Genomic DNA, 24,425 nt, shown 5'->3' with positions numbered 1-24,425 from the left:
AGAAACGGGTGGATAATCGAACGCGTCAGCGCCTTGTAGGCATTATATTGTTATTGGTTCTGGCGGCGACGCTGGCGCCGTTTCTGTTTCGTACCCCTGAGCAAGTACGTGGTGCGTTGGAGATGCATATTCCTGAACCGCCGGAGCACAAAACAGTTTTGGTTGAGCCGGTTGTTGAGCAGGAACTTCGTGAGGTAGCGGATGAGCGCATTGTCGCCGACCATGAAGCGGTACAGGAGGCGGCTGAACAACAATTAAATGAAGATAATGCCAGCGTCGTTCCGGATCAGCCAGAGCCCGTTATCCCTATTAAGGAGGATGCGGCAGTGCCTCCGCCGGAAGACCCTGTGAGCGCGCCTCAGTTGGGCCCAAGCGGCGGGCCTGTACTGGCTGGATTTGTGGTGCAGACGGGCAGTTATTCCAATGCCGATAACGCTAAGGGTATGGTCGACAAGCTTAAAGCGGCAGGGTACCGGGCCTATACGCAAACGGATAGCCATGATGGGAAAGTGCTTCATCGGGTCATGGTTGGGCCAGAGATTCGCAAGGAAGATGCCGAAGCAACGCGATTGCGATTGGCCAATGACGATCGTTTTAAGCTCAAGGGATTGGTACGCATTTACGTGCCCTGATCTGTATCAGTGAGCTCGGCTTTACTTTCCCGTGGCCTAGCTAAGTATTATTTCAGATTGCCTAAGAAGATGGAGGCAAAGGCCGGGATGCATGGGCAAGCGGGTTTGGCTCTGATAAACTGCGCCGTCTGTATTTACAGGACATCCTGCCAGCCTTTTTCTGGGTTTGGCATTGTCCATTTTTTCAGCCTTCACCCGCCGGCGAGAGCACGCTTTAAATGAATCTGGCAGACGGCATCATCCTGTTTGTTATCGCAGTTTCTGCCCTTTTGAGTGTTCGCCGGGGGTTTACCCGCGAAGCCTTTTCGTTGCTCACATGGGTTGCGGCCTTTATTATCGCCCGCCTGTTCAGCCCGGCCCTGGACCTTCTGCTCCAGGAACAGATCACCACCCCCAGCCTGCGTGCCGCTGTCGCCTTTGGTAGCCTGTTTGCTCTGACTTTGGCTGTAGGGGCTCTCATTAATCATTTGCTCGGTGAACTGATCCGCGTCACCGGTTTGAGTAGTACTGACAGATTAATGGGTATGGTGTTTGGCGCCCTGCGTGGGATGTTGCTAATGGTCGTACTCGTCGCCCTGGGTCAGCATTTGTTTGCTTCTGACCCCTGGTGGCACGAATCCACCCTGGTTCCGCATCTGGTGATGATGGAAGCGTGGACCCGGGACGTGGGCGAGAGCCTTCTCGCCTTTATCATGAATGTAAGTGGCAGCTAGAGGTAAGTACCATGTGCGGCATTGTGGGCATTGTCGGTCATAGCTATGTGAACCAGGGGATTTATGATGCCCTGACCGTTCTCCAGCATCGTGGCCAGGATGCGGCTGGTATAGTGACCTGTGACGGCGACCGTCTCTACCTGCGCAAAGATAATGGCATGGTGCGCGACGTTTTCCGCACTCGCCATATGCGCCGCCTTGTAGGCAACATGGGGATTGGCCATGTGCGTTATCCCACTGCAGGCAGCTCCAGTTCGGCAGAAGCTCAGCCGTTCTATGTAAATTCTCCTTATGGCATTACGTTGGCCCATAATGGCAACTTAACCAATGCCGAAGCCCTAGCCGAACATATCTTCCGTGCTGATCTGCGCCATATCAACACCACTTCGGATTCTGAGGTTTTGCTGAATGTTTTTGCTCACGAGCTGCAAAGCCGGGGCAAGCTGAAACCGGAACCGAATGATATTTTCGATGCCGTTGCAGCGGTTCATGATCGTGTGCAAGGCGCTTATGCGGTAGTTGCCATGATAACCGGTTACGGCATCCTGGCCTTCCGTGACCCTCACGGCATTCGTCCTGTGTGTTTTGGCCGCAAAGATACCCCCAACGGCCCAGAGTACATGGTGGCTTCTGAATCCGTGGCGCTGTCTTCACTGGGCTTTAATGTAGTGCGTGACTTGGCTCCGGGTGAAGCTATTTACATTACCGCTGAGGGTGAAATGCACACCCGCCAGTGTGCCGAAAATGCAAGTTTGCACCCCTGTATTTTCGAGCAGGTTTACCTGGCGCGGCCGGACTCCATTATTGATGGCATTTCTGTGTACAAGGCACGCTTGCGCATGGGCGAAAAACTGGCCGAAAAAGTAGAGCGTGAATGGCCTGATCACGACATTGATGTGGTCATCCCGATTCCCGATACTAGCCGCACCTCCGCTTTGCAGATGGCCAATCATCTGGGGGTGAAATACCGTGAAGGTTTTATCAAGAATCGTTATATCGGCCGAACCTTCATCATGCCCGGCCAGCAACAACGCAAAAAATCCGTGCGCCAGAAGCTCAACGCAATCGAGCTCGAATTCCAGGGCAAAAACGTGCTGCTGGTGGATGACTCCATCGTGCGGGGTACCACCTGTAATGAAATCATTCAGATGGCTCGCGAAGCCGGGGCTCGCAAGGTCTATTTCGCTTCTGCTGCGCCGGCGGTGAAATACCCAAATGTATACGGCATCGATATGCCCGTGGCTCAAGAACTGATTGCTCATGGTCGAACCACGGATGAAATTGGTGAACTGATCGGCGCTGATCGATTAATCTACCAAGACTTGGACGATCTGGTGGAAACGTGCAAGGAAGGTAATCCGCAGGTGGTGTCCTTCGATTGCTCCGTGTTCAATGGTGAATACCTTGCGGGTAACATTACACCGGATTACCTGGCCAACTTGGAAGCCCGCCGTAGCGATGCGGCCAAAGGCGATAGTGAAAAGACCCAGGCCTTGGCGGATAACGAAATTATCGATCTACATAATCACTGATACAGTGATGAAACCACCCCCGGAGGCGGCATGGGCCACCATCGGCTAAGTCGCCCGTAACGCGGAGTAGAATTTTCTGATGAGTGATGATCTGGATCCGACAACCCTGAATGTTGAAACCTTGGCCATTCGTACTGCGCAACTGCGCACGGATGAAATGGCACATTCCGATCCAATCTTCATGACCTCCAGCTTCGTGTATGAAAGCGCGGCGCAAGCGGCGGCACGGTTTAGTGGTGAAGAGCCGGGCAATATTTATTCCCGTTTTACCAACCCAACCGTGCGGGCATTCGAGCAACGCTTGGCCGCGTTGGAAGGCGGGGAGGCCTGTGTCGCCTTTGCATCTGGCATGGCGGCAATCAGCGGCACCTTTTTCTCCTTGCTGGCGCCGGGTGATCACCTTGTTAGTTCTCGTAGCGTGTTCGGCACCACCAATGTGATCTACGACCGTTACCTGAAAAAGTTCGGCATCGACACCACCTTGGTGGACATGAGCGACTTGTCCCAGTGGGAAGCCGCGATCCGCCCGGAAACGAAAATATTGTTTCTGGAAACACCGTCCAATCCACTGGCGGAAGTGGGTGACATTGCCGCCCTGGCTAAGCTGGCCCATGACAATGGGGCACTGTTGGTGGTGGATAACTGTTTTTGTACCCCGGCACTGCAAAAACCCATCGAGTTGGGCGCTGACCTGATCATTCATAGCGCCACCAAATATCTGGACGGGCAGGGGCGTTGCCTCGGAGGTGCCGTAGTCGGACCAAAAGAGCCCATGAACGAGATTCTGGGTTTCGTGCGTTCTGCTGGCTCCTGCATGAGCCCGTTTAATGCCTGGGTCTTTATCAAGGGCCTGGAAACGCTAAGTTTGCGCATGCAGGCACAGAGTGAGCGGGCCATGGCACTGGCCGAATGGCTTGAAGTACAGCCGGGGGTTGCCCGGGTGCATTACGCAGGGTTGAAAAGTCACCCGCAGCATGACCTAGCCGGCAGCCAACAGTCGGCCTATGGTGCAGTGATGTCCATTGAGGTGGAAGACGCCGCCGGCAATCGTGATCGTCAGGCCGCCTGGCGCTTTATTGATGCCACTCGCCTGATTTCTATTACCGCTAACCTGGGTGATGTTAAAACAACAGTGACTCACCCGGCGACAACAACGCATGGGCGGGTCAACGAAGAAGAAAAGCAGCGAGCTGGAGTAACCGAGAATCTCATTCGTCTGGCCATTGGCTTAGAAGGAATAGACGATCTGAAGGCAGACCTGAGCCGCGGCCTCAAGGCGTTAGCCAGCGCATAGCCAAGGTACAACCTTGGGAGGTGCGATAAAGTTTCCACGCTTTGCTTTTTTCAACTTTCCACGTTTGAAGGCTCTACTGAATCCCGCGAGCTAAACCACACTCTTTTGCACAGCGTTAGCTTGCGTTGCAGCTTGCAACCTTGGAGTGTTTTGGTAAGAAATCGGGGTTAAGGGGACATAATGCAGGCATTGGATAAAGCCTTGGCCCAGGTGGGCCGCGTTGTGCTGGGCAAAGAAGAGCAACTGAAACTGGCACTGACCTGCATGCTGGCCAGTGGCCACCTGCTGATCGAAGACCTGCCGGGCATGGGCAAGACTACCTTAGCTCATGCGTTGGCTCGAGTGTTCCAGCTGGATTACCGCCGAGTACAGTTCACCAGCGATATGCTGCCAGCGGATATTCTCGGCGTTTCCGTTTTTGACCCTACCACCCAGCAATTCTCTCTCCGCGAAGGCCCGGTATTTACTCAGCTGCTGTTGGCCGATGAAATCAACCGGGCCACGCCGAAAACCCAAAGCGCTTTACTGGAGGCCATGGAAGAGCGGCAGGTGACTTTGGATGGTGTCACTCGCCCTTTGCCGGCGCCTTTTTTTGTGGTCGCGACCCAGAACCCGATAGATCAGGCTGGCACCTTTGTGTTGCCAGAGTCCCAACTTGACCGCTTCCTGATGCGTATTTCCTTGGGTTATCCCGCCTCCGATGTGGAGCTGGAACTGCTCGCCGGCGGTGATTTGCGTCAGCAGGTCCGTGAGTTGAAAGCGGTAATCAATGGTGAAGGTTTGATGAAGCTGGCCCAGGTCGTGGGCAAGATTCGGGTAACACGTGAACTTCTCGATTATGTACAGCGGTTGCTGGACGCCACCCGCTCGGATGATCGCTTTGTTGCGGGGCTGTCACCCCGTGCAGGGCTGGGTCTGTTGAGAGCCGCACGCGCCTGGGCGCTGATAACCGGTCGTGACTACGTATTGCCGGAAGATGTTCAGGCTGTTTGGGCCTCTGTGGCAGAACACCGGTTGAGTGTCCGGCAGGGAGGCAGTGTGGCGGCCATCAGCCAGTCCTTGCTGCAGTCCGTGCCTGTGGTACGGCGTTAAGGTGCCGCGGTGAAATTTCCCCTTGGGGTGCGTGGACTCTATGAACGGTGGTTGACGCGCCGTTTACCCGCTGCCCGCCAGATAGTGCTGAATCAGAAACGCATTTTTATTTTTCCTACCGGTTACGGTTTTTTCTATCTGTTAGTGGCCGGGCTGCTGTTCATTGGCGGCATTAACTATGAAAATAATTTGATCTTGGCTCTGTCGTTTCTAATGGCGAGTTTATTTCTGGTTACCATCCTCCATACCTTTCGCAATTTATCGGCTCTTGGCTTGCGCAATGGCACGGCAGAGTCCGGTTTCAGTGGCGAAGAAGGGGCGCTGGAAGTGGTGTTATTCGCCGAGCAGCGAGCCCATCATTGTGTCTGGTTGTACTGGCCGGGGCAGGCCGCTCAGCAGGTCAGCGTTATGGCAGGGGAGGAGGAAAGCCTGTGGTTGAATTTGTTTCTGCCACGGCGGGGAAAAATAACCGCGCCGCGGTTAAAAGTGGAAAGCCGGTTTCCTCTTGGCCTGCTACGCAGCTGGTCTTATGTGACACTGGATCATTATTGCCTTGCCTGGCCTAGCCCCCAGGAAAATGAAAACTGCCCGGCAGATGGCGGCAAAAATAATCAGAGGGCCTTCAGCAGTGGCCAGTCCGGTAACGAAGAATTTCAGGGGCTGCGCCGTTACGTTCCCGGCGACTCGCTGCGCAAGATCGACTGGAAAGGCTATGCTCGAGGCAGAGGCCTAAACACCAAGTTGTTCGAAGAACCTGTGGGCGGTCGGCTCTGGTTGCGTTGGGACAAGCTGGAAGGTCTAGCAGATGAGCAGCGGCTTTCTATTCTGTGTCATTGGGTGCTTGAGCTAGACCGGGAACATCAGCCCTATGGATTGGTGCTACCGGGGCTGACATTAGCACCGGACACCGGTGATGTGCACCGCTGGCGCTTGCTGGATGCGTTGGCCTGTTACCCGGAGTTCTGATGGCGCGCATTTACCAGGTCCCTTCCCACACTCAGCTCTGGCTGACGCTTGCGGTGACGTTCTGTGCGATACCCCAGCTGCTCAAAGGTCCGCTTTGGCAGACCGGTTTATTTGCGCTGGTGGTGGTGATCCGCGCACTGGTGAACCGGCAACGAATGGCGCTCCCCGGTCGTATTATTCGCAGCCTGCTATTAATGGCTGTGGTGGCGCTCACCTTTTATAGTTTTGGCCGCCTTTATGGGCCGGAAGCCGGGGTCGCCTTGCTGGTTTCGCTGTTTGGGCTCAAATACCTAGAGGTAGTGAGCCAGCGCGATGCCTATGTGTTGTTAGTGTTGGGTTTCTTTGTCTGCGCCACGTCGTTGCTATTTTCGCAAAGCCCGCTGATGTTCCTCTACGTGTTGTTGTGCATGGTGCTGCTCACCGCGTGCTTGGCGGGGATTAATCACAGCGATACCCGCGCCAGCGGGGGGCAGCATCTTAAACGTGCCGGGGTGATTATGGCCCAGGCGATACCGTTGATGCTGATTCTGTTTGTGCTGGTGCCCAGGGTCGCCCCATTATGGAATATGCAGGTGGGCAACGGTAAAGCGCGCACCGGGATGACAGACAGCATGGCACCGGGACAGATTAGTGAGCTATCAGAGTCGTCCGCCCTAGCGTTCCGGGTTGCCTTTGAGGGCGAGATGCCGCCCCCGGCGCAACGCTACTGGCGGGGGCTCACTCTGAGTTATTTCGATGGCCGCGCCTGGCAGCAGGCTATTCCCAAAGGCATGGACAAAGAGAGCTATCTGTATCGTGGCGGCGGGAACGCGCCGGACTGGATGACGGCGCTTACCGCTGGACGTAGCGACGGCAATAGTTACGCCTACCAAGTGATTGTCGAGCCCACCCAGCGCCGTTGGCTGTTTGCCATGCCGGTACCTTTCGTGAGTGGCGAGGGGGTTAGTTTGGCCCGGGATATGCGACTTGTGTCAAATAATCCGGTCAGTCAGCGACAGAGCTACCGGGTGGTCAGTGTGCCAGCGGCGACCCGTCGGCTGCCATTGGCGCCCCAGGAAGAAGCGTTGATGCTGTCGATTCCGGATGACAGCGGTCGCCGGGCTCGAGGGCTGGCTCAGCGGTGGCGCCTAGATAGCGACGCAGATACGGCAGTGGTGCAGCAGGCTCTTGCCTATTTTCGTCAGCAACCTTTCCACTACACACTGCGGCCGCCAAAACTGGTGGCCGATCCCATCGACGATTTCTTGTTCCGTTCGCGCAAGGGCTTCTGTGAGCACTATGCTTCCAGTTTTACTTTTCTTATGCGGGCTGCGGGCATTCCTGCTCGGGTGGTGGTGGGCTACCAAGGCGGGGAACAGAATAGCCTGGGGTCTCACTTACTGGTTCGCCAGTATGACGCCCATGCTTGGAGTGAGGTCTGGCTGGAGGGGCAAGGATGGGTGCGGGTAGACCCAACCGGAGCGGTGGCCCCGGAGCGGGTGGAACACGGGTTGAGGGCGGCTCTTGAAGATGAACAATCCGGGACGGGGCTAAGCGGGATTGAGTTGGATGCTTTTGCTGGCAGTGGTTTGCTGGGGGCCATGCGTGAGTGGGCAGATTATGTGGATTTTCGCTGGCAGACCTGGGTGCTTGGCTATGACAGCCAGTTACAACTGTCCGTACTCGGCAAGTTGCTTGGGCAGGTCACCCCCCTACGGTTGGCCGTAACGTTGATAGTGTCTATTGCGTTGTTGTTGGGGTTGTATGGCCTGTATCTGTTTTGGCATACCCCGGCGCATCGTCAATCCTCAATGGAAAAGGAATTCTGGCATCTATATCAACATGTTCAGAGCCGAGGGTTGAGGCTGTCACCTGGGTTAACCCCTTCATTATTGGCTGAAGCCATTTCTGAACGCTGGCCTCGGGCCGCAAGCCCGGCCCATGACTGGGCCCGCTACTATCAACGGTCGCTGTACGATCCGCAGCAAAAACCCGGCAAACAGCAAATGCGCCATTTACGTGGCTTACGTAATCGCTTGTGCAAATTATTGGATTAGCCGGCTAGCCACAGACGGGTACGTTGGTGTTCGTTTAACGGTTACTTCGGGGGTGTTGCAGGAAACGAAAAATGCGCACGGTAAGGTACAAGAAAACGTTGGAGCGGGCAGAGTAAGCCCCTTGAGTTCAATTGTTCTGGGATGAATTGGCACCGCTCGAGAGCAGGGTTGGATCATGGATTCATGGAACGGATCAACTCATCTGCGTGATCCAGGAAAACCGGGATCGTGGCTTGAGGCCGAGCCTGCAGCGGTTTGCAGTGTTAGATTCAGCTGTTGCATTATTATTGTGATCAACCCCAGGAAACATAAAAGCCGCTAGCTGATGCGCGTCAGGCCTCGGGTATTGTTACATATACACTTTAAGCCTATCGCGAATCACTTGCTGGATGGCTTTTACCTCCATGGGAGAGCGATGCCCCAGCTTCGACGGTTGAATGCGGTGGAGATGTAAGCAGGGGGAGTCCTTACGAAACGCGCGTAAATCGCCTTTAGTAATTACCGGGAGGAAAGGGATCTCGTTGGTTCCTTTTTTCATTAGCGCCCACAATCCAACTTTCAGCGGTACCGGCCTGATAACACGTTTGCCGTACTTAAGTAGTCGCAGGGTCAGGTATAACCCCTCCTTGCCAAACAAATCCCCTGGGACAATATACATGCCGCTGGCATGCACACTGGTGTCACTAATACTGTTGAAGGTGTCATGGTATGCGTAGGGGTTGGGCAGAATAATCATCGAACGATCATCGCCATCCGGCAGTGAAATGTCGTAGTTAGTATAAAGCTGCTGTACCGGTGCACTGTAGACACACAGCGTGTCTTGGAACTGTTTGATAAAATTGACCGCCCGTTTATGGTTGTCAAAATGGTTCAGTTTCCAGATTAGATGCTCAGGAATCCCCAAATCATTCAGCATAAATCACTATATGTGTTAGTTATTAATTATTAGGTTTGTGCACAGAATATAGCATAGGTTTTGCTTGTTACACGTATCAGCGTGTGGCGAAAAGTGTCAGCGTGACGGCGGTCACTGAGAAACGAGGGCGGACGTAACGAATGGCGAGAGTTTTTCCGGTAGATAACGCGATTGAGCCGCTTTTAAAAGCGTTAAAAAGGTACAATCGTACCATTCTTGAAGCGCCACCTGGCGCCGGGAAATCCACTCGTGTACCGCTGGCTCTACTGGACAGTGAGTGGGGTGCCAACGGCAAAATATTGATGCTGGAACCACGCCGGGTGGCCGCACGCTCCGTGGCCACTTTTATGGCCTCCCAGCGGGGGGAGCCGGTGGGGCGATCCGTGGGCTATCGCACCCGTACTGACACCCAGGTAAGTGCACACACTCGCTTGGAAGTGGTGACTGAAGGCATACTCACGCGCATGTTACTCAAGGACCCGGAACTACCCGGTGTCAGCCTGGTTATCTTTGATGAATTTCATGAACGGTCACTGAATGCGGATCTTGGTCTGGCGTTAATGTTGGAGACCTGTGAGGCATTTCGTTTGGACTTGGGCTTGCTGGTGATGTCTGCCACTTTGGACTGCGGGCCGCTGGAACATTTGCTTGGAGCGCCGGTGATACGCAGCGAAGGGCAGAGCTACCCGGTAACGGTGTCCTATGTGCCCGTTTCTGCGCGCGAGGATTGGCGGGATCATTGTGCCGAGCAAGTCATGGCGTTGGTTGACACCGCTGGCGTGATGCTAGTCTTTCTGCCGGGTCAGGGGGATATACGCAGGGTTGCCAGTCAGTTAAATCAGTGTGGTTGTACTACACCGGTCACCTCACTCTACGGGGGGTTGCCGCTGGATAAGCAACAGCAGGTGTTGGCGCTTGCGGCCACTGAACCGCGATTAATCGTGCTGACCACCAATGTGGCGGAAACCAGCCTGACCATTGAGGGAGTGACCCATGTGATTGACAGCGGGTTTGCCCGTGAGCCGGTTTATGATCCGGCAAGGCATCGCAGTCGGCTGGTGACCCGCCGTATCAGTGAGGCCAATGCCCGTCAGCGCAGTGGTCGGGCCGGGCGGTTGGGCCCAGGTCACAGTGTCCGCTTGTGGGGGAAGTCGGAGGTATTGGCACGTTATCAGTTGCCGGAAATTCAGCGCGTGGGGCTTGATCGTCTGGTGCTAGATTTGGCCCGCTGGGGCAGTCGTGAACCGCAACAAATGCCATGGTTGGATGCGCCCCCTCAAGCGGCCTGGAACAGTGCGGTGCAGCGGCTGCAAAGCGCGGGTGCTTTAGACGAAAATGGCTCGCTGACCTCACGAGGAGAGGCCATCGCGCAGCTGCCCGTGGACCCGTCACTGGCGTCACTATTGATTGTTGCAGGCGAAGCCGGATTGGCGGAGTCCGCAGCTCAGCTGGTTGCGCTGCTGTCCGAGCGGGATATTCTCCCTGGCGAGGGAGTGGACCTGAGGCGACGGCTGGAAGCGCTGGAGAATCAACCTCAGCGTTTTGGGGCAGTGCTGGCCGAGGCGCGGCGCCTGAAAATCAATAACGGCCATTCCGAACAGCGCTGGCGTGATGCGATGGGGACGTTGTTGGCCTCAGTGTATCCGTTACAGATCAGTCGCCGGCGTAGCGGTGGTCGAGGGCGTTATCAAATGGCCGATGGCCCCGGCCTGTTTCTACACGATAGTGACAGTTTGCAGGGCACGGAATGGCTGCTGGTGATGGATACCGATGGTCAGCCTAAAGACGCGCGTATTCGGCTCGCTTGGCCACTGACAGAAGACGAAGTCGAGGCTGCCCAAGAGCAGCATGGGGTGTGGCGAGAACAGGTCGGCTGGGATGCAGAGAGGCAGCGTGTGAGTGGTCGCCGTGAGCGGATGCTGGGCAATCTGGTGCTGCAAAGCCAGACGTTGACGTCGCTGGATAGCGAGCAACGGATAACCGGGCTGTTAGCCGGTATTCGTCAGTTGGGACTGGCTGTGCTGCCCTGGGATGAGTCCTGGCGGCAATGGCAGGCACGGGTTGTTCGTTTGGCTTGCGTGCAGCCAGATGGGCACTGGCCGGATGTGAGTGAGGCAGGATTGTTGTCTGATCTAGAACAGTGGTTAGCACCGTATCTAGCAGGAATGCGCAGTGTGGTAGACCTGAAAAAACTGCCGCTGGGAGTGGCACTGTCGAGCCTTTTAACTCTGGAGCAGCAGCGCCAACTGAAACAGGACATGCCAGAGAGTGTGGTGATTCCCACCGGGCGCAGTGTGCGGCTGGATTATACCGGCGAGCAGGTGGTGCTGGCCGCCAAACTGCAGGAGTTGTTTGGCTTGAAAACGCTGCCGGCACTGGCTGGTGGTGCCCTGTCGATTACGGTGCATCTGCTTACGCCGGCGGGCCGCCCGGCAGCCATCACCGATAATCTGGCCCGGTTCTGGGCAGAAAACTACGCAGCGGTGCGCAAGGATCTGCGCGGACGTTACCCCAAACACCCGTGGCCGGAGAATCCGCTGGATGCTCAGGCTACCGGTCTTACCAAACGACGGCTGGGACAATAGCGGCTCTGACTTTGCGTAGGGTGTCGGCTTACGGCTATGGCGTTGTTATTAAGGCTTAGTTATTAAGTTACGAAACCTCTGTTCTCATCACCGATAAGCCCACAAAAAAAGGCCGCTGATTAGCGGCCTTTTTAAATTGGTCGGAGTAGCAGGATTCGAACCTGCGACCCCTACGTCCCGAACGTAGTACTCTACCAAGCTGAGCTATACTCCGATGGCTGCGCATTCTAGCAGCCAATCTAAAAAATGCCATACTTAAATCCCGTGGCAAAGCCCGGTTGCGCAGTTTCTGGCCAATCCTGCAGGTAACGGGCAAAATGCGCCCCGCTTGCTTTTGCTATGAATACAGGACAACGATGACGCCTTTTCACCACCCTTGGGGCGAGCTTTGCTTGCAGCGCTGGCCGCGTCGGCGCAACGAGACTCTGCAAGCCTGGGATAACGCCGATCTGTATCTGCTCAATACGTTAGCTGAACGAGGGCAGGCTCTGGGGAATGGGGATAATGCGCCCAAAACCCTGGTGCTTAATGATCAGCAAGGAGCGCTTTGCTTAGCTCTGCAACAGGCGGCAGCGAGCGCCCTTGACATTGAGAGCAGTGGCGATTCGTATACCGCGGCAGCGGCTGCCCGGGCGAATGCCGTAGACAATGGACTCGACCCCAATCTCCTCTTTTGCTGGCCGCTTGATGCGCCCAAGCAGAGCCCGGATCAGGTCATTATGCGTGTCCCTAAGTCCATTGCGCTTCTGCAATGGCAGTTGCAATGGTTAAGCGGGCATCTTCCAAAGGGTGTGCCGATATGGTTGGCGGGCATGGATAAGCATTTGCCACGGCAGCTAGTGCCATTGATGCAACGGTATCTAGGTAATGGTCGGGCGGAATATGGATGGAAAAAAGCCCGCTTGTTCAGTGCCCAGGCGCCGGGGCGGGTATTGGCCGATACCGACTACCCTTGCCGGGTAGACGCACTGCAGTGGCGCTTGACCGTGCACGCGGGCGTGTTTGCTCAGCAGCAACTGGATATTGGCGCACGATTTTTCCTAGACCACCTGCCTGAGGCTTTGCATACGGGGGCTAAAGTGGCCGATTTGGGTTGCGGAAACGGGGTGATAGGCATGGCCGTGCTGAAAGCCAATCCCGCGGCCAGGGTCACCTTTTGTGATGAGTCCTGGCTGGCGCTGGAGAGCGCCCGCGATAATGTGTCGCGTTATTTTTCTGATGCGGAGAGTCATTTCCATCTTGGCGATGGTTTGGCTGGCCTGGAGCAACGCTTCGACTGTATTTTGCTCAACCCTCCGTTTCATGATGGGTACGTGGTCGGCGACCATGTGGCACGGCGATTATTCAATCAGGCGGCCACAGCACTGGTGCCGGGGGGAGAGTTGCGAGTCATCGGTAACCGCCATCTTGGCTACCACAAGGTGTTGGCACGTCGTTTTACGTCGGTGACCGTGTTGGCCAGTAATGCCAAGTTTGTGGTGTGGCGCTGCCAGGGCCCGACCCCGTCGGCGTCTAATCCGCTAGATTGATGTGGTTAAAATTGCTGGCCACCGGGTGACGGCTTTCCAACCCTGCCTGTTGCCGGTCCAGTAGGCAGGTGTTAAACCCTGCTTCAGCAGCAGCATCCAATTCCGCTTCGATATCGGACAGAAACAGTAAGGTGTTGGCGGGTTTATCAATCGCCTGCTGGATCTTCCGATAGCTGTCTGTCTCCTGTTTGGGGCCAGTGGTGGTATCGAAATAACCAGATAACAGCCCGGTGAGATCACCGGCATCGCTGTAGCCAAAGAATAACTTCTGTGCGGTGATGGACCCGGAGGAATACACGTACAGAGCGATGCCTTTCTGATGCCATTTTTTCAGAGCCGGCGCAGTGTCCGGATACATATGGGCGGTATAGTCGCCATTTTCGTAACCGGCTTTCCAGATCATGCCTTGCAGGGTTTTCAGCGGGGTAGCCTTGCGGTCTTCCTCTATCCAGCGCAGGAAAAGCGCGGCGGCTTTATCAGCGGAGCCCAGCGTTTCTCCACTTTCCTTTTCGGCGGCTTTTATTTGCTCTTGAACGCAAGGATGATCCCAGTGATCCGCGAGAAAATCGGGAAACCGCTTGGCGGCATAGGGGAACAGCACCTCCTTCACAAATGCAATGCTGCTGGTGGTGCCTTCGATATCTGTGATGATGGCGTTGATCATGCCGTTTCCTTCCATGCTTGAGTGTCGGGACCGATGACGTGAGTGTGTGGCTGCACAAGAACGGCTAGGCTAAACGCCTTAGCAAGTATCGGGTTTAAGCGAGCCGGTTAAACTGTTGAGCAATATCACTTCCGGTAAAGTTAGCCACCCAGCCATCCGGGTTGTTGAACAGGCGAATGGCGACGAAGCGTGGTTCTGGACCCATATCAAACCAGTGCGGCGTGTTGGCCGGTACGCTTATTAAATCGCCCTTACTGCACAACACTTCGTAAACCTTACCGTTGATATGCAGGGTGAAGAGGCCCTGGCCTTCTACAAAAAAACGTACTTCATCTTCACTGTGACGATGTTCTTCCAGAAACTTTTGCCGGAAGGCAGTCTTTTCCGGATGATCAGGCACCATGCTGACCACATCTACGGTTTGGTAACCTTCATCGGCAATCAGCCGATCAATATCGGCCTGGTAAGCTTGGATGACTTCATCTTGCTGAGGGTCATCGGATAGAGCTTGGTTCGCTTGCCATTGTTCGTAGCGTATCCCAGCGCTGGCCAGTACCCGCGCCATGGCGGCCTTGTCGGTGAGGTGTTGCTCCACTCGCCCGGGGGCCTGATCAGAAAAGACTTTCAGTTCGCTATGCATAGCCGGTTCTCCATATCTGCAATATTTATTGGCACATTGAGACAATGCTGATTTAGCTGCCACGCAGCCTTCGGCATTCCAATTCAATGGCCAGCAGGGTTTCCAGTGCTTCCAGCTGCCGGTAACAGGTTGGCAGATCGTTAGCCCAGGTATACAAGCCGTGGCCGCGAATAAGATAGGCGTGGCTGATGTGGCCGGAGCGCATTTGCTGATCGACTTTGGCTGCCAAGGCAGCGATATCCTGGGTATTTTCAAATACAGGAATAGTTAACCGGCTGTTATGGCTGGTAATCCCTTGCAGGGCTTTGAGTAGCTCATAACCTTCTAAAGTAATGCTGTTAGCGGGCCAGTGCATGGTCAGCACGGTGGAGGCATGGCTATGGGTGTGAAGTACCGCCTGAATGTTGCCATCGAAGCGGTAAAGTTGGGTATGCAGCAAGGTTTCTGCAGAGGGCTTGCCGCTGGAAGCCGGCTGGCCGTCCATGTTCACAGCCATGATATCCGTTTCTCGCAGTAGGCCTTTGTCTTTGCCAGATTGAGTAACGGCGGCAAAGTCGGTATTGAGCCGCTGAGAGTAATTACTGCTGGTGGCAGGCGACCAGCCATTAGCGTAAATCCGTTGTCCGGTGGCCGCCAATGCTCGGGCAGCGTCGCGGAAGACAGTGGTAGAGTAGGGGCGCTCAGGCATGCTAGCTTTCCTTGGTCTGAGCCAGATGGCTGTTAATTTTGGCCGTATCCGGGCGGTGGACCACGCCTCGTTCGGTAACGATGGCGGTGATCAATTGCGCGGGGGTGATATCAAAGGCTGGGTTATATACCGGGCAATGTTCAGGGGCTAATGACTTGCCTTGCACGTTGCGCACTTCGTTAGCGTCCCGTTCTTCAATCACAATATGGCTGCCATTGGGCAGGGCCGGGTCCAGCGTTGAGACGGGAGCAGCCACGATGAAGGGAATATTGTGATGTTGGGCCAAAACGGCCAGATTGTAGGTGCCGATTTTGTTGGCAGTATCACCATTGGCGGTGATACGGTCTGCGCCTACGATAACGGCTTGGATTTTCCCCTGCTGCATCAGTTGGCCGGCACAGCTGTCCGCCACCAGCGTCACAGGAATGCCATCGTTTAGCAGCTCCCAGCTGGTCAGCCGGCTGCCCTGTAACCAAGGGCGGGTTTCGCCGGCAAACACGCCAGTGAGTTGATTTCGCGCCCAGGCACTGCGAATGATGCCCAGAGCGGTGCCATGCCCGCCGGTCGCTAGAGCACCGGTATTGCAGTGGGTGTAGACGGTGGCGCCGCTGGGCAACAGGTCGGCACCGAATTCGCCCATGGCCTGGTTAGCGGCGAGGTCTTCGCGATGAATCGCTTCAGCGTCCTCGGCCAGAGCCTGTGCCAGCGCCTTACCTTGTAAGTCCCCCGCATAGCGCTGCAGGCGTTCAAGTGCCCAGAAAAGGTTCACCGCCGTTGGCCGGCTGTCTGCTAGGGTGGCAACCGCATTTTGCAGTGTAACCCAGGATGCGTCATTGCCCATGATTTGAGCTTCTAGGGCTAGGCCATAGGCTGCAGTGATGCCAATGGCGGGGGCGCCACGCACGACCATGTTACGGATGGCGTCGGCTGCTTGTTGGCTATCGCAAATGTCCAACCACAGCGTTTCGGTGGGCAGACAACGTTGATCTAGCAATTGCAGGTGATCACCAAGCCAGCGGATTGCGGCGCTGTTAACGGCCATGGGTAGGCTCCTTGTTATAGGCATCAGGGTGTTCCAGCGGGCGGTGGTGGTATTTGGCCCGGATCCAGTTGGCGGCCCGGAAAACCCCGGGGCGGCGCATAATAGCGCTTTCCAAACGGTATTTCCCTGGGAATGTGCTGCTCATTATGGCTATCAGAATGGTGAGTAAACCTTGGCCTGGGAGCACCAGCATGATGATGCCTGCAATGAGTAATAGTAGCGCTAACAGGTTACGTAACAGCCAGAACAGCCATGCAATAACGCCTCGGTTCTGGTGGGGAGAATACGCCTGGGTAAAGTAATTTTCGGGTATGCGCACCAAAAACCAAGGTAGCGCAACCAGCGAGGCTACGGCCATGATGGCTCCGGTAATGGTCAGCGCAGGCAACCAGGGTTCAAGTTGTTGCGCAAGTGGCGCCAGCCAGCCAGGCAAGTCAGCGTTCAATAGGCCTCCGGGGAATAGTGTGAACGTATGCTCTGTGCAACGTACAATGGCGTTATGGTAGGCAATTTTCAATCATGGCTGTATCGACCTTCAGCGGCGGGGTGCGACCGCTGTTTAGAACCTCGTCGCATCGAATTTCACCTGCTTTCGGTGGGAGAGAACAGCTGGTATCTGGTTTGCCTTGCCGGAACATTAAGCATCGATCGGATTCATCGTCAGGGCCCACTGAGCAGCCGAGATTTAGCTCTGGGTCAGCTAAAGAAGATCACAGAGGCTCTGCTAGCCCTGGGTTATGAGCGCGTCGACGACCAGCAGTGGCAGCTGCCGGCTTGGCGCCAACGTAAATTATTGATGGAAGCGCGAAGCCCTCATCGGGTGGATTGTGTCTTCCGGGAGGACCAGGTATGGCCATGGCCGGGCAAGTAATTCTGGCAATTGTTATTGGGTTGATGATTGGCGGATTGTTGGGGGTGTTGATCTGGAAGATTTGGATGGTGCGTCACCGCCGCATTGAAAAACAGGCAGAAATGGCCCGTAGCGAAGCGCAGTATTTGCAAATACTCGATAGCCTGGAAGTGCTCTGCCGAGTAGTTAATCAAAAGCAGGTAGAGCTAAGTGAGGCCGCGATTCGGATCAGCGCTTTGTTGGACAGCCTGCCTGCCGATATCTCACCTAAAGTGGATGTGTCAGATATCCATCAATTTGCTCAGATCTGTCAGCAGTTCGATCGTGGAGATACGCGACAAGGTTTGACCGCCCGTGCCCGACATAACCAAGACAATTATCGTTGGCAGTTGGAAGAAGAGCAGGAGGTGGTGGTAGGTGATGCGGTTCAGCGGCTGGTTACGGTGCTCCCATCATGGCGTGTACTGTTGTTGTCAGGCTCATCTAAATAGCGAAAATCGGTAAGTTCAATTCGGCCGCGAATGAATGGGTTTTCTCGGTGATCCATTCGAACCATAAAGTAATCCAGTTTCTTCGCAGCCCAGAATTCGGAATGACGGCCTCGTTCAGCATATTCTCGCTCTAGGCCTGTGACTTTCCAGGTGCCAGCAGGGGTTTTAAGCGAGTCGTTGCCCAATGAAACGTAGTGATATTCAGCCATGCCATCGGGTTCTGCGACGGCGTAGCTAAATGAATCATCGCCGTTTGCCATGTGACAGCGGGCTACCATGGCTACGCTAAGGGCATCCAGGCTGGCCTCAGCCAAGCGATAGGTGGCTTTACTTCCCAGTGCTTGCCCTGTGCTCCAGTCAAAGCGAATTTCGCCGCCCCTTTCAATGCCGAAGCCGGCACTGGCGTGTTGATAGTAATAAGGCGTAGCAGTGCAGTTCTGCCAGTTAAAATGAGCACTTTCTTGATGGCTAAACAACCGGTTCTGGACGTTGAAATGAAGACGATATCCAGGGTTTGCCTTTTCCAGACGGATAGTGGCGCTGAGCCCTACAGGAATGCCGCTGACCACAACTCGGTAAGTGCCTTCGGCGGGGCGCAGCTGGTCAGGAAAAGTAACGGGGTCCTGTGCGTATGCCAGTGAATACAAGGACTGACACGCCACGATGGCTAGAGATAACGGCAGCCGTCCCAGCGTAAATATTCCAGTATTATTCGTCACTTGTCCTGTGTTCCTGTTCTGCAAAAGCTTTGGGAAATTTCAATGTACTGCGTGGCAGTCAGCTCGGGGACGCACCCGTTAAGGAGGCATTATTTTTTAGAGCGTATTGTTAGCGCGGTTGTACAAGTATAGATGAAAAAACGTTGCACGTCGTCTTTCGGACTCATGGTCTCTTGCGGCAGAGCACCGATATAGTTGGCTGGGTCTTCAGACGAAGTGGATCATCCCATGAAGCAGAACTGAACGCACTGATCACGGGTTTTCCGCATATTGCCTTAAGTTCTAAAAGCTCGTCATCATAGGCAATTCCCAGGGCGCTTTTCAACATCCGGTGATACTGGTCAAGGTTATGGGCCCTTTCGTTATCTCTTTGCAGCGAACCGCTAGTCGCTGGGCAAATACACAAGCCCCTTAACCTAACAACTCTTTCACTGCATGATGCGTCTACGGGGGGCGCAGACAAGCGAGCGGGCGTGACACCTAGACCAAGGCGGTGGATTATTGCAGTGAGACAATTGGCCTGCTCTCGCCGGTTCGATTCAGTAATGGCCCGATTGCTCTGCGGGGGTTGTATTCACCAGCCAAGAGTTTACTAGCGAGACGCTATTGCTGAGCTAGCGGCCAGAGGGTAGAGCAGACCCATCTCATGGGCTTGAGCATTTGTTGGCGCTTGCGGACGCGGAATGGAGATGCTGACTGACATAGATTTACTCTCTGGCTCGTATGGTGCCGTCTAGCGTATTTACGGGTTGAGTGTTGATGAGGCTTGTCGGCCTTATGCTAAGGGAGCGTCCTTATCGACTTCTAGCAAGCATGAAAAAACCGCCCAAGGGCAGTTTTTTCATGGTCGGTTCAAAGCCTATTTAAACGTCTTTTTTGGCCGGAGCTTTCTTGGCTGCGGCTTTCTTTGTAGGGGCTTTTTTGGCTGCCGCTTTCTTTTTGGCCGGAGCTTTTTTGGTTGCGGCCTTTTTAGCGGGTGCTTTCTTGGCAGCGGCCTTTTTCTTGGCCGGAGCTTTCTTGGCCGGGGCTTTTTTTGCTGTGGCTTTCTTGGGAGCTACCTTGCGTTGGATCTCTTTGGCGCGTTTTTCCAAATCTTTTTCATACTGGCCGATCACGCGAGCTAGGCTGTGCGCTTGCTTGGCTGTGGCCTTGAGAACTTTAACTTCCGTTTCCAGCACCCGTTTGCGAGCTTCGGAATCGTCCACCTGTTTGCGCGTGTCGTCAGCGGTCTTGCGGGCGCGATCAAGCTGACGTTTTATGGTGGTAGTGGCTTTTTCTCTGTACTCAGCTTGGAGTTTTTCCAGCTTGGCGAAATACTCGCGCTGGCGCTTCAGTTGCTGATTGAGGCTTTCACGCACTTTCTCTAGTTGCTTTTCCAGTTGTGCGATCTGTTTTTCGCGTTCCTTGTCGAAGCGCTCAGCCAGCTTGCGAATCTGAGCCTGAAGTTCCTCGACAGTATCTTTCACCTTGCTAGCAGCCATGGATGACTCCCTTTTTCCACTACGGATTGTTTCGTTAATGACCAACGGGCTCTTAATGAGCGCTGGCTCAGATCAACGCACTTGCTGTTGCAACTTTATGCCACATATGAACGTTGAACAACCATTGATCAATTAGAGGATGCCTGAGGAACAAACGGGTGCCGGTAGCTGGGGATTTATTTTATCTTGATCCGTTACCTTTACCTTCTTGTTAGGTGAATGTCGTACTTGCCGAGGCAGTGTCGGCTCTTGGCGTTGCGGTTTGTTTGGCAGGGCTGGATACTGAAGCCTATAACAACGACCGAGACAGGAATTATGCCAGTAACGTTCGATGGCAAATTGGTCATCGCGATTAGCTCACGGGCCCTGTTCAATCTTTCAGACAGCCACCGGGTTTACCTTGAAGAAGGCCTAGAAGCCTTTCAGGACTACCAGGTTCAGCATGAAGACGACTTGCTGGAGCCTGGTGATGCCTTTCCGTTGGTAAAAAAATTGTTGGCGATCAATGAGCTGGAGCAGGGTAAAGGGCGGGTCGAGGTAATCTTGTTATCGCGTAATAGCTCGGATACGGGGCTGCGGGTGTTTAACTCCATTGCCCACTATGGCCTACCAATTACCCGTGCGGCATTTGCTAGTGGTGAAAGCCCTCATCGTTATGTCTCTGCATTTGGTGCTCATTTGTTTTTGTCGACGGACCCGGGAGATGTGCAACAGGTGCTGGAAGCCGGTTATGCGGCGGCGACGATTCTGTCGGGGGGGCAGTGTCAGCGCCCGGATGGCATTTTGCGCATCGCCTTCGACGGCGATGCGGTGTTGTTTTCTGATGAGTCGGAGCAAATTTTTCAGAGCGACGGGCTAGCGGCATTTACAGAGAATGAACGGCAAGCGGCTAGAAAACCTATGAATGGAGGGCCTTTTAAGCCGTTTCTGGCGGCGCTACATCAGTTACAGAACAGCTTCCCGGTGGCGGGGTGTCCCATTCGCACGGCTTTGGTTACGGCTCGTGGTGCGCCTGCCCATGAACGTGTGGTGCGCACCTTGCGCGATTGGGATATACGCTTGGATGAAAGTCTGTTCTTGGGCGGATTATCTAAAGGTGAATTCCTGCGGGCTTTCGGTGCCGACGTGTTTTTTGATGATCAGCAGGGGCATTGTGAATCTGCTTCTGAACATGTGGCCGCAGGTCACGTGCCCCATGGCATCTCCAATACAAAGAAGGGGCCGTCGCAGGATTGAACGAGAATTACCGTTGTATAGGTCGTTTGAAGTCGACAGCGTTAACAATAAGCAGGAGTGGCAGCTTGAGCAGGGTGATCATTTTCTGTTTAGCCTTGGCCTCAGGCATAGTGCGAGATGGCCTTACCAAACACGGTTGGCTATGCGCTGAATGAATAATAGATTATATTTTTATAACTAATTGCGGATTTAATGCGGAGACAGGGATGAAACTGCAACAACTACGCTACATCTGGGAAGTGGCCCGCCATGACCTGAATGTGTCAGCCACCGCAGCGGCGCTTTATACTTCGCAGCCCGGTATCAGTAAACAAATCCGTATGTTGGAAGATGAACTGGGTGTGGAGGTTTTTGCTCGTAGCGGGAAACACCTTACCCATATTACTCCCGCCGGGCAGGCTATTCTTCAGATTGCCGGTGAAATCCTGCAGCAGACGGAGTCTATTCGCCGGGTATCTCAGGAGTTTCGTGATGAATCCCGGGGTGAGCTAAGTATTGCCACGACACATACTCAGGCTCGCTATGCTTTGCCGCCCGTTATTCGTCATTTTACTGGCCTTTTCCCTGATGTATCGCTACACATGCATCAGGGCACTCCCATGCAGATTTCCGAAATGGCCGCTAACGGTAGTGTGGATTTCGCCATTGCTACGGAAGCCTTGGATTTGTTCTCTGACCTGATCATGATGCCCTGTTACCGCTGGAACCGGACCGTAGTAGTGCCGCAAGGGCACCCTCTGGCAGAAGCAACAAAGCCTTTAACGCTAGAGGCGCTAGCTGATTATCCCCTTGTGACCTATGTATTTGGTTTCACCGGTCGCAGTAAGCTTGATGACGCTTTTGTTGATAAAGGGCTGGATCCCAAAGTGGTTTTCACTGCCGCTGATGCTGATGTGATAAAGACCTATGTTCGCCTGGGAATGGGGGTGGGGATTATTGCGCACATGGCAGTCGACCCAGTGGAAGACAAAGGGTTGATCGCACTGGATGCTAGTCACCTGTTTGAGCCTAGCACCACCCGAATCGGCTTTCGTAAAGGCACATTTCTGCGCGGTTTTATGTACGACTTTTTAGAAGCCTTCGCTCCTCATTTGACCCGGGAGCGAGTGGATGCGGCTATCAAGGCTCCTAATCGGGAAGAGCGGGAAATGTTATTTGAAAGTATAGAGCTACCTATTCGCTAGCGGCCTAATGGCGCCGTCTGGTTTTCCTCCCAGTGGAAAGCGATTGTATTGACAAAGCATTGGTTTCTCACCAGCACAACGGGCATGACACCCAAACCTGCTTCCCCGTTGCAAAGCGGCGGGGGCGCCGCTACATTGTGCGCGCCTTAACTTATCCAAAGGGGAAACACCGTGGAATTGTTGTGCCTGGACCTTGAAGGGGTGTTGATCCCTGAAATCTGGATTAACTTCGCTGAAAAAACCGGCATCGATGAGCTGCGTGCCACCACCCGGGATATCCCGGACTATGACGAACTCATGCGTATGCGCCTGAAAATTCTGGACGAGCATGGCTATGGCCTGCCCGACATTCAGGCGGTGATCGATACCTTGGACCCGATGGACGGGGCTAAAGAGTTTGTTGAGTGGGCCCGTGAGAATTTCCAGCTGATCATCTTGTCGGACACTTTCTACGAGTTTGCCAAGCCGTTAATGAAGAAATTGGGCTGGCCGACATTGTTCTGCCATCGTCTGGAAGTGGACGAAAAAGGTCGCATTACCGATTATAAACTGCGCCAGAAAGACCCGAAGCGAGCGTCCGTGATCGCCTTGCACAGCCTGAATTACCGGGTAATTTCAGCCGGCGACTCCTATAACGACACCACCATGTTAGGGGAAGCTGAGCAGGGCATCTTGTTCCATGCGCCGGATAACGTGATCGCCGAATTTCCGCAGTTCCCTGCAGTGCATAGCTACGAAGACTTGAAGAAAGAGATCATTAAGGCCAGCGAACGCGATATTTCGCTGTAACGTTGTGGCAGGCTGTACGCAACAGGCCAATAAATTTGGCGTGTTGCGTAGCACGCGCTGCACGAAGTGGCACTTAAAGAAATCTTTCCTCAAGAGCCCGCATCAGCTTTTCCACCTTGAACAGACTTTCCTCGTATTCTGCTAAGGGGTCTGAATCAAATACGATTCCGCCGCCGCCATGGCAGTAGATCCGATCTCCGTCAGTTTGCATAGTGCGAATCAGGATGTTGCTGTCCAGGTTCTCTTGATCGTCCATCCAGAAGAAACTACCGCAATAGGCTCCACGGGCGACAGGCTCAAGTTCGGTGATGATTTCCATGGCTCGTTGCTTGGGAGCCCCGGTAATCGACCCCCCAGGAAAGGCACGGAATAGAGCCTCCAGCGGCGTGATGTCGGCTTTCAGGGTGCCGGTGATGGTGCTGACAAGGTGTTGTACATTGCTGAACTGGCGTAATTCAAATAGTGGCGAAGCCTGGATGCTGCCCGATTCACAGCTGAGCCCCAGATCATTGCGTAGCAGATCCACTATCATCAGATTCTCGGCCAGGTCTTTGGGGTTGGCTCTTAACTCAGCCGCCAGCCGACCATCTTCTTCAGGGTTAGCGCCTCGCGGGCGAGAGCCCTTGATAGGCTCCGCCACTACCTGTCGATTCCTGATGGAAAGAAAACGCTCCGGTGAAACCCCGAATACACTGTTGCCGTCATCCGTTTGGAAATAGCAGCTATGTGGGGCGGGGTGGGCCTGTTGTAAGCCAAGCCAAGCGCTGAGAGTGGAGCCGCTGAAATGGGTAGAAAAACGCTGGGCTAAGTTGACCTGGTAGCAGTCGCCAGCGCGCAGATAGGCTTGGATCCGTGACAGGCTGGCCAAATAGGCTTGTTGCGTTTGTTCCGGCTTAAATGCCGACTCCAGGGCAAAGTTTTCTGCGCCGGTCGGTGTGCTGACGAGAGCGGCGTTAGGTGTGTTCTGGCTGGGAGCGTCTTTATACAGGTATGCCCAGGCAGTAAAGGGGGCGCAAGGTAATCCGTGTAATGCGGACCCTACTTCATAGGGCAGTATGCCTGCAACGAAACAGTATTCGTTTGCTAGCGCGTATTCTATGTTGGCTCGTAGCTCATGCAATTGTGACAATGACTGGGCGCTCAATACCGCATCCGGCTCACCGAGCCAGCGTAAGCTACCTTCAGATTGAAAAACGCAAGGGTAAGTCATGAGCTGCCAGAGTAAAATGAGGCGCTAGTCTACCCGCGTAATGCAACGATGCCCATTCTTGTTGCTGATGAGTAACGGTTATACCGCAGAACACAGGCCGCCATGGTCGCCTCGTTTTGGTGTCGTGATTACCGGC

At 54.5% G+C, this 24,425-nt stretch carries 23 protein-coding genes and 1 tRNA gene; 14 read left to right on the top strand and 10 right to left on the bottom strand.

Features of this window, described 5'->3' with window-relative positions; translation table 11 throughout:
- Positions 1-8 precede the first annotated feature (8 nt).
- From ABO_RS07550 to ABO_RS07520, 7 genes are all read left to right on the top strand, one after another.
- Positions 9-632 carry an SPOR domain-containing protein gene (locus tag ABO_RS07550; protein WP_231483461.1) on the top strand — a complete coding sequence of 208 codons (624 nt, stop codon included), beginning with the start codon at positions 9-11 and terminating at the stop codon, positions 630-632.
- A gap of 218 nt (positions 633-850) precedes the next feature.
- The gene (locus ABO_RS07545) at positions 851-1,345 is read left to right on the top strand and encodes a CvpA family protein (protein ID WP_011588737.1); all 495 of its coding nucleotides are present in this window, start codon (positions 851-853) and stop codon (positions 1,343-1,345) included.
- An 11-nt stretch (positions 1,346-1,356) separates the two neighbouring features.
- Positions 1,357-2,877: an amidophosphoribosyltransferase gene (gene purF / locus ABO_RS07540; protein ID WP_011588736.1), complete on the top strand. Its 1,521-nt coding sequence runs from the start codon at positions 1,357-1,359 to the stop codon at positions 2,875-2,877.
- A 79-nt stretch (positions 2,878-2,956) separates the two neighbouring features.
- Positions 2,957-4,171: an O-succinylhomoserine sulfhydrylase gene (locus ABO_RS07535; RefSeq protein ID WP_011588735.1), complete on the top strand. Its 1,215-nt coding sequence runs from the start codon at positions 2,957-2,959 to the stop codon at positions 4,169-4,171.
- Between the two features lie 180 nt (positions 4,172-4,351).
- Complete coding sequence (locus tag ABO_RS07530) at positions 4,352-5,263, top strand: AAA family ATPase (RefSeq protein WP_011588734.1); 912 nt, start codon at positions 4,352-4,354, stop codon at positions 5,261-5,263.
- Between the two features lie 9 nt (positions 5,264-5,272).
- Positions 5,273-6,229, top strand: a complete 957-nt coding sequence (locus ABO_RS07525) for a DUF58 domain-containing protein (RefSeq protein WP_011588733.1) — start codon at positions 5,273-5,275, stop codon at positions 6,227-6,229.
- Positions 6,229-8,265, top strand: a complete 2,037-nt coding sequence (locus tag ABO_RS07520) for a transglutaminaseTgpA domain-containing protein (protein ID WP_011588732.1) — start codon at positions 6,229-6,231, stop codon at positions 8,263-8,265. The genes ABO_RS07525 and ABO_RS07520 overlap by 1 nt, the downstream gene beginning before the upstream one ends.
- Before the next feature lie 349 nt (positions 8,266-8,614).
- On the opposite strand, the gene ABO_RS07515 is transcribed toward ABO_RS07520, so the two are convergent.
- Positions 8,615-9,181 (bottom strand): hypothetical protein, encoded by a 567-nt coding sequence (locus ABO_RS07515; protein ID WP_011588731.1) that lies wholly within the window; start codon positions 9,179-9,181, stop codon positions 8,615-8,617.
- A 140-nt stretch (positions 9,182-9,321) separates the two neighbouring features.
- Between ABO_RS07515 and hrpB the strand changes: the two genes are divergently transcribed.
- Positions 9,322-11,766, top strand: a complete 2,445-nt coding sequence (gene hrpB / locus ABO_RS07510) for an ATP-dependent helicase HrpB (RefSeq protein WP_011588730.1) — start codon at positions 9,322-9,324, stop codon at positions 11,764-11,766.
- A 137-nt stretch (positions 11,767-11,903) separates the two neighbouring features.
- Here hrpB and ABO_RS07505 read toward each other — a convergent pair.
- Positions 11,904-11,980: transfer RNA gene (locus ABO_RS07505), tRNA-Pro, on the bottom strand.
- Between the two features lie 142 nt (positions 11,981-12,122).
- Between ABO_RS07505 and ABO_RS07500 the strand changes: the two genes are divergently transcribed.
- Positions 12,123-13,295, top strand: coding sequence for a class I SAM-dependent methyltransferase (locus ABO_RS07500; protein WP_041704954.1), 1,173 nt, complete (start codon positions 12,123-12,125; stop codon positions 13,293-13,295).
- Here the strand turns inward: ABO_RS07500 and mtnC are convergent.
- The 5 genes from mtnC to ABO_RS07475 form a co-directional block, all read right to left on the bottom strand.
- Positions 13,279-13,959, bottom strand: coding sequence for an acireductone synthase (mtnC, locus tag ABO_RS07495; RefSeq protein ID WP_041704953.1), 681 nt, complete (start codon positions 13,957-13,959; stop codon positions 13,279-13,281). The two genes, ABO_RS07500 and mtnC, sit on opposite strands and share 17 nt — an antisense overlap.
- Before the next feature lie 94 nt (positions 13,960-14,053).
- Positions 14,054-14,599, bottom strand: a complete 546-nt coding sequence (locus tag ABO_RS07490; protein WP_011588727.1) for a 1,2-dihydroxy-3-keto-5-methylthiopentene dioxygenase — start codon at positions 14,597-14,599, stop codon at positions 14,054-14,056.
- A 52-nt stretch (positions 14,600-14,651) separates the two neighbouring features.
- A complete protein-coding gene (locus ABO_RS07485) occupies positions 14,652-15,287 on the bottom strand; it encodes a methylthioribulose 1-phosphate dehydratase (RefSeq protein WP_011588726.1) in 636 nt (211 codons plus the stop codon).
- A gap of 1 nt (position 15,288) precedes the next feature.
- Positions 15,289-16,329, bottom strand: a complete 1,041-nt coding sequence (gene mtnA, locus ABO_RS07480) for an S-methyl-5-thioribose-1-phosphate isomerase (protein WP_011588725.1) — start codon at positions 16,327-16,329, stop codon at positions 15,289-15,291.
- Positions 16,319-16,774, bottom strand: coding sequence for a PGPGW domain-containing protein (locus ABO_RS07475; RefSeq protein ID WP_011588724.1), 456 nt, complete (start codon positions 16,772-16,774; stop codon positions 16,319-16,321). The genes mtnA and ABO_RS07475 overlap by 11 nt, the downstream gene beginning before the upstream one ends.
- Before the next feature lie 54 nt (positions 16,775-16,828).
- On the opposite strand from ABO_RS07475, the gene ABO_RS07470 reads away from it, so the two are divergent.
- Together ABO_RS07470 and ABO_RS07465 are read left to right on the top strand one after the other, a co-directional pair.
- The gene (locus tag ABO_RS07470; protein ID WP_041704952.1) at positions 16,829-17,200 is read left to right on the top strand and encodes a hypothetical protein; all 372 of its coding nucleotides are present in this window, start codon (positions 16,829-16,831) and stop codon (positions 17,198-17,200) included.
- Positions 17,185-17,670, top strand: a complete 486-nt coding sequence (locus ABO_RS07465; RefSeq protein WP_046962306.1) for a DUF2489 domain-containing protein — start codon at positions 17,185-17,187, stop codon at positions 17,668-17,670. The genes ABO_RS07470 and ABO_RS07465 overlap by 16 nt, the downstream gene beginning before the upstream one ends.
- Here ABO_RS07465 and ABO_RS07460 read toward each other — a convergent pair.
- Both ABO_RS07460 and ABO_RS07455 read right to left on the bottom strand, forming a co-directional pair.
- Complete coding sequence (locus ABO_RS07460; protein WP_011588721.1) at positions 17,607-18,389, bottom strand: DUF3108 domain-containing protein; 783 nt, start codon at positions 18,387-18,389, stop codon at positions 17,607-17,609. The two genes, ABO_RS07465 and ABO_RS07460, sit on opposite strands and share 64 nt — an antisense overlap.
- 863 nt (positions 18,390-19,252) lie before the next feature.
- Complete coding sequence (locus tag ABO_RS07455) at positions 19,253-19,870, bottom strand: hypothetical protein (RefSeq protein ID WP_011588720.1); 618 nt, start codon at positions 19,868-19,870, stop codon at positions 19,253-19,255.
- Positions 19,871-20,185: 315 nt separating this feature from the next.
- Here ABO_RS07455 and ABO_RS07450 point away from each other — a divergent pair, with 315 nt between their 5' ends.
- From ABO_RS07450 to thrH, 3 genes are all read left to right on the top strand, one after another.
- Complete coding sequence (locus ABO_RS07450) at positions 20,186-21,106, top strand: 5'-nucleotidase (protein WP_011588719.1); 921 nt, start codon at positions 20,186-20,188, stop codon at positions 21,104-21,106.
- Positions 21,107-21,312: 206 nt separating this feature from the next.
- Entirely contained in the window at positions 21,313-22,290 is a 978-nt protein-coding gene (gene cysB, locus ABO_RS07445; protein WP_011588718.1) for an HTH-type transcriptional regulator CysB, read from the top strand.
- A gap of 171 nt (positions 22,291-22,461) precedes the next feature.
- A complete protein-coding gene (gene thrH / locus ABO_RS07440) occupies positions 22,462-23,079 on the top strand; it encodes a bifunctional phosphoserine phosphatase/homoserine phosphotransferase ThrH (RefSeq protein WP_011588717.1) in 618 nt (205 codons plus the stop codon).
- A 73-nt stretch (positions 23,080-23,152) separates the two neighbouring features.
- On the opposite strand, the gene ABO_RS07435 is transcribed toward thrH, so the two are convergent.
- Positions 23,153-24,289, bottom strand: coding sequence for an anthranilate synthase component I family protein (locus ABO_RS07435; RefSeq protein WP_011588716.1), 1,137 nt, complete (start codon positions 24,287-24,289; stop codon positions 23,153-23,155).
- Positions 24,290-24,425 lie beyond the last annotated feature (136 nt).

The sequence above is a fragment of the Alcanivorax borkumensis SK2 genome (assembly GCF_000009365.1).
Taxonomy (GTDB): Bacteria; Pseudomonadota; Gammaproteobacteria; order Pseudomonadales; family Alcanivoracaceae; genus Alcanivorax; species Alcanivorax borkumensis.
Note: the sequence above shows the minus strand (reverse complement) of the source record. Positions and strands in the feature narration are given on the sequence as shown.

Coding starts and splice junctions, on each gene's coding strand:
- ABO_RS07450 (WP_011588719.1), top strand. CDS start 20,186: ATGCCAGTAACGTTCGATGGCAAATTGGTCATCGCGATTAGCTCACGG.
- mtnC (WP_041704953.1), bottom strand. CDS start 13,959: ATGATCAACGCCATCATCACAGATATCGAAGGCACCACCAGCAGCATT.
- ABO_RS07455 (WP_011588720.1), bottom strand. CDS start 19,870: ATGGCTGCTAGCAAGGTGAAAGATACTGTCGAGGAACTTCAGGCTCAG.
- mtnA (WP_011588725.1), bottom strand. CDS start 16,329: ATGGCCGTTAACAGCGCCGCAATCCGCTGGCTTGGTGATCACCTGCAA.
- ABO_RS07520 (WP_011588732.1), top strand. CDS start 6,229: ATGGCGCGCATTTACCAGGTCCCTTCCCACACTCAGCTCTGGCTGACG.
- ABO_RS07470 (WP_041704952.1), top strand. CDS start 16,829: ATGGTAGGCAATTTTCAATCATGGCTGTATCGACCTTCAGCGGCGGGG.
- ABO_RS07435 (WP_011588716.1), bottom strand. CDS start 24,289: ATGACTTACCCTTGCGTTTTTCAATCTGAAGGTAGCTTACGCTGGCTC.
- ABO_RS07500 (WP_041704954.1), top strand. CDS start 12,123: ATGACGCCTTTTCACCACCCTTGGGGCGAGCTTTGCTTGCAGCGCTGG.
- hrpB (WP_011588730.1), top strand. CDS start 9,322: ATGGCGAGAGTTTTTCCGGTAGATAACGCGATTGAGCCGCTTTTAAAA.
- ABO_RS07545 (WP_011588737.1), top strand. CDS start 851: ATGAATCTGGCAGACGGCATCATCCTGTTTGTTATCGCAGTTTCTGCC.
- ABO_RS07535 (WP_011588735.1), top strand. CDS start 2,957: ATGAGTGATGATCTGGATCCGACAACCCTGAATGTTGAAACCTTGGCC.
- purF (WP_011588736.1), top strand. CDS start 1,357: ATGTGCGGCATTGTGGGCATTGTCGGTCATAGCTATGTGAACCAGGGG.
- ABO_RS07530 (WP_011588734.1), top strand. CDS start 4,352: ATGCAGGCATTGGATAAAGCCTTGGCCCAGGTGGGCCGCGTTGTGCTG.
- ABO_RS07490 (WP_011588727.1), bottom strand. CDS start 14,599: ATGCATAGCGAACTGAAAGTCTTTTCTGATCAGGCCCCCGGGCGAGTG.
- ABO_RS07515 (WP_011588731.1), bottom strand. CDS start 9,181: ATGCTGAATGATTTGGGGATTCCTGAGCATCTAATCTGGAAACTGAAC.
- ABO_RS07485 (WP_011588726.1), bottom strand. CDS start 15,287: ATGCCTGAGCGCCCCTACTCTACCACTGTCTTCCGCGACGCTGCCCGA.
- ABO_RS07465 (WP_046962306.1), top strand. CDS start 17,185: ATGGCCGGGCAAGTAATTCTGGCAATTGTTATTGGGTTGATGATTGGC.
- cysB (WP_011588718.1), top strand. CDS start 21,313: ATGAAACTGCAACAACTACGCTACATCTGGGAAGTGGCCCGCCATGAC.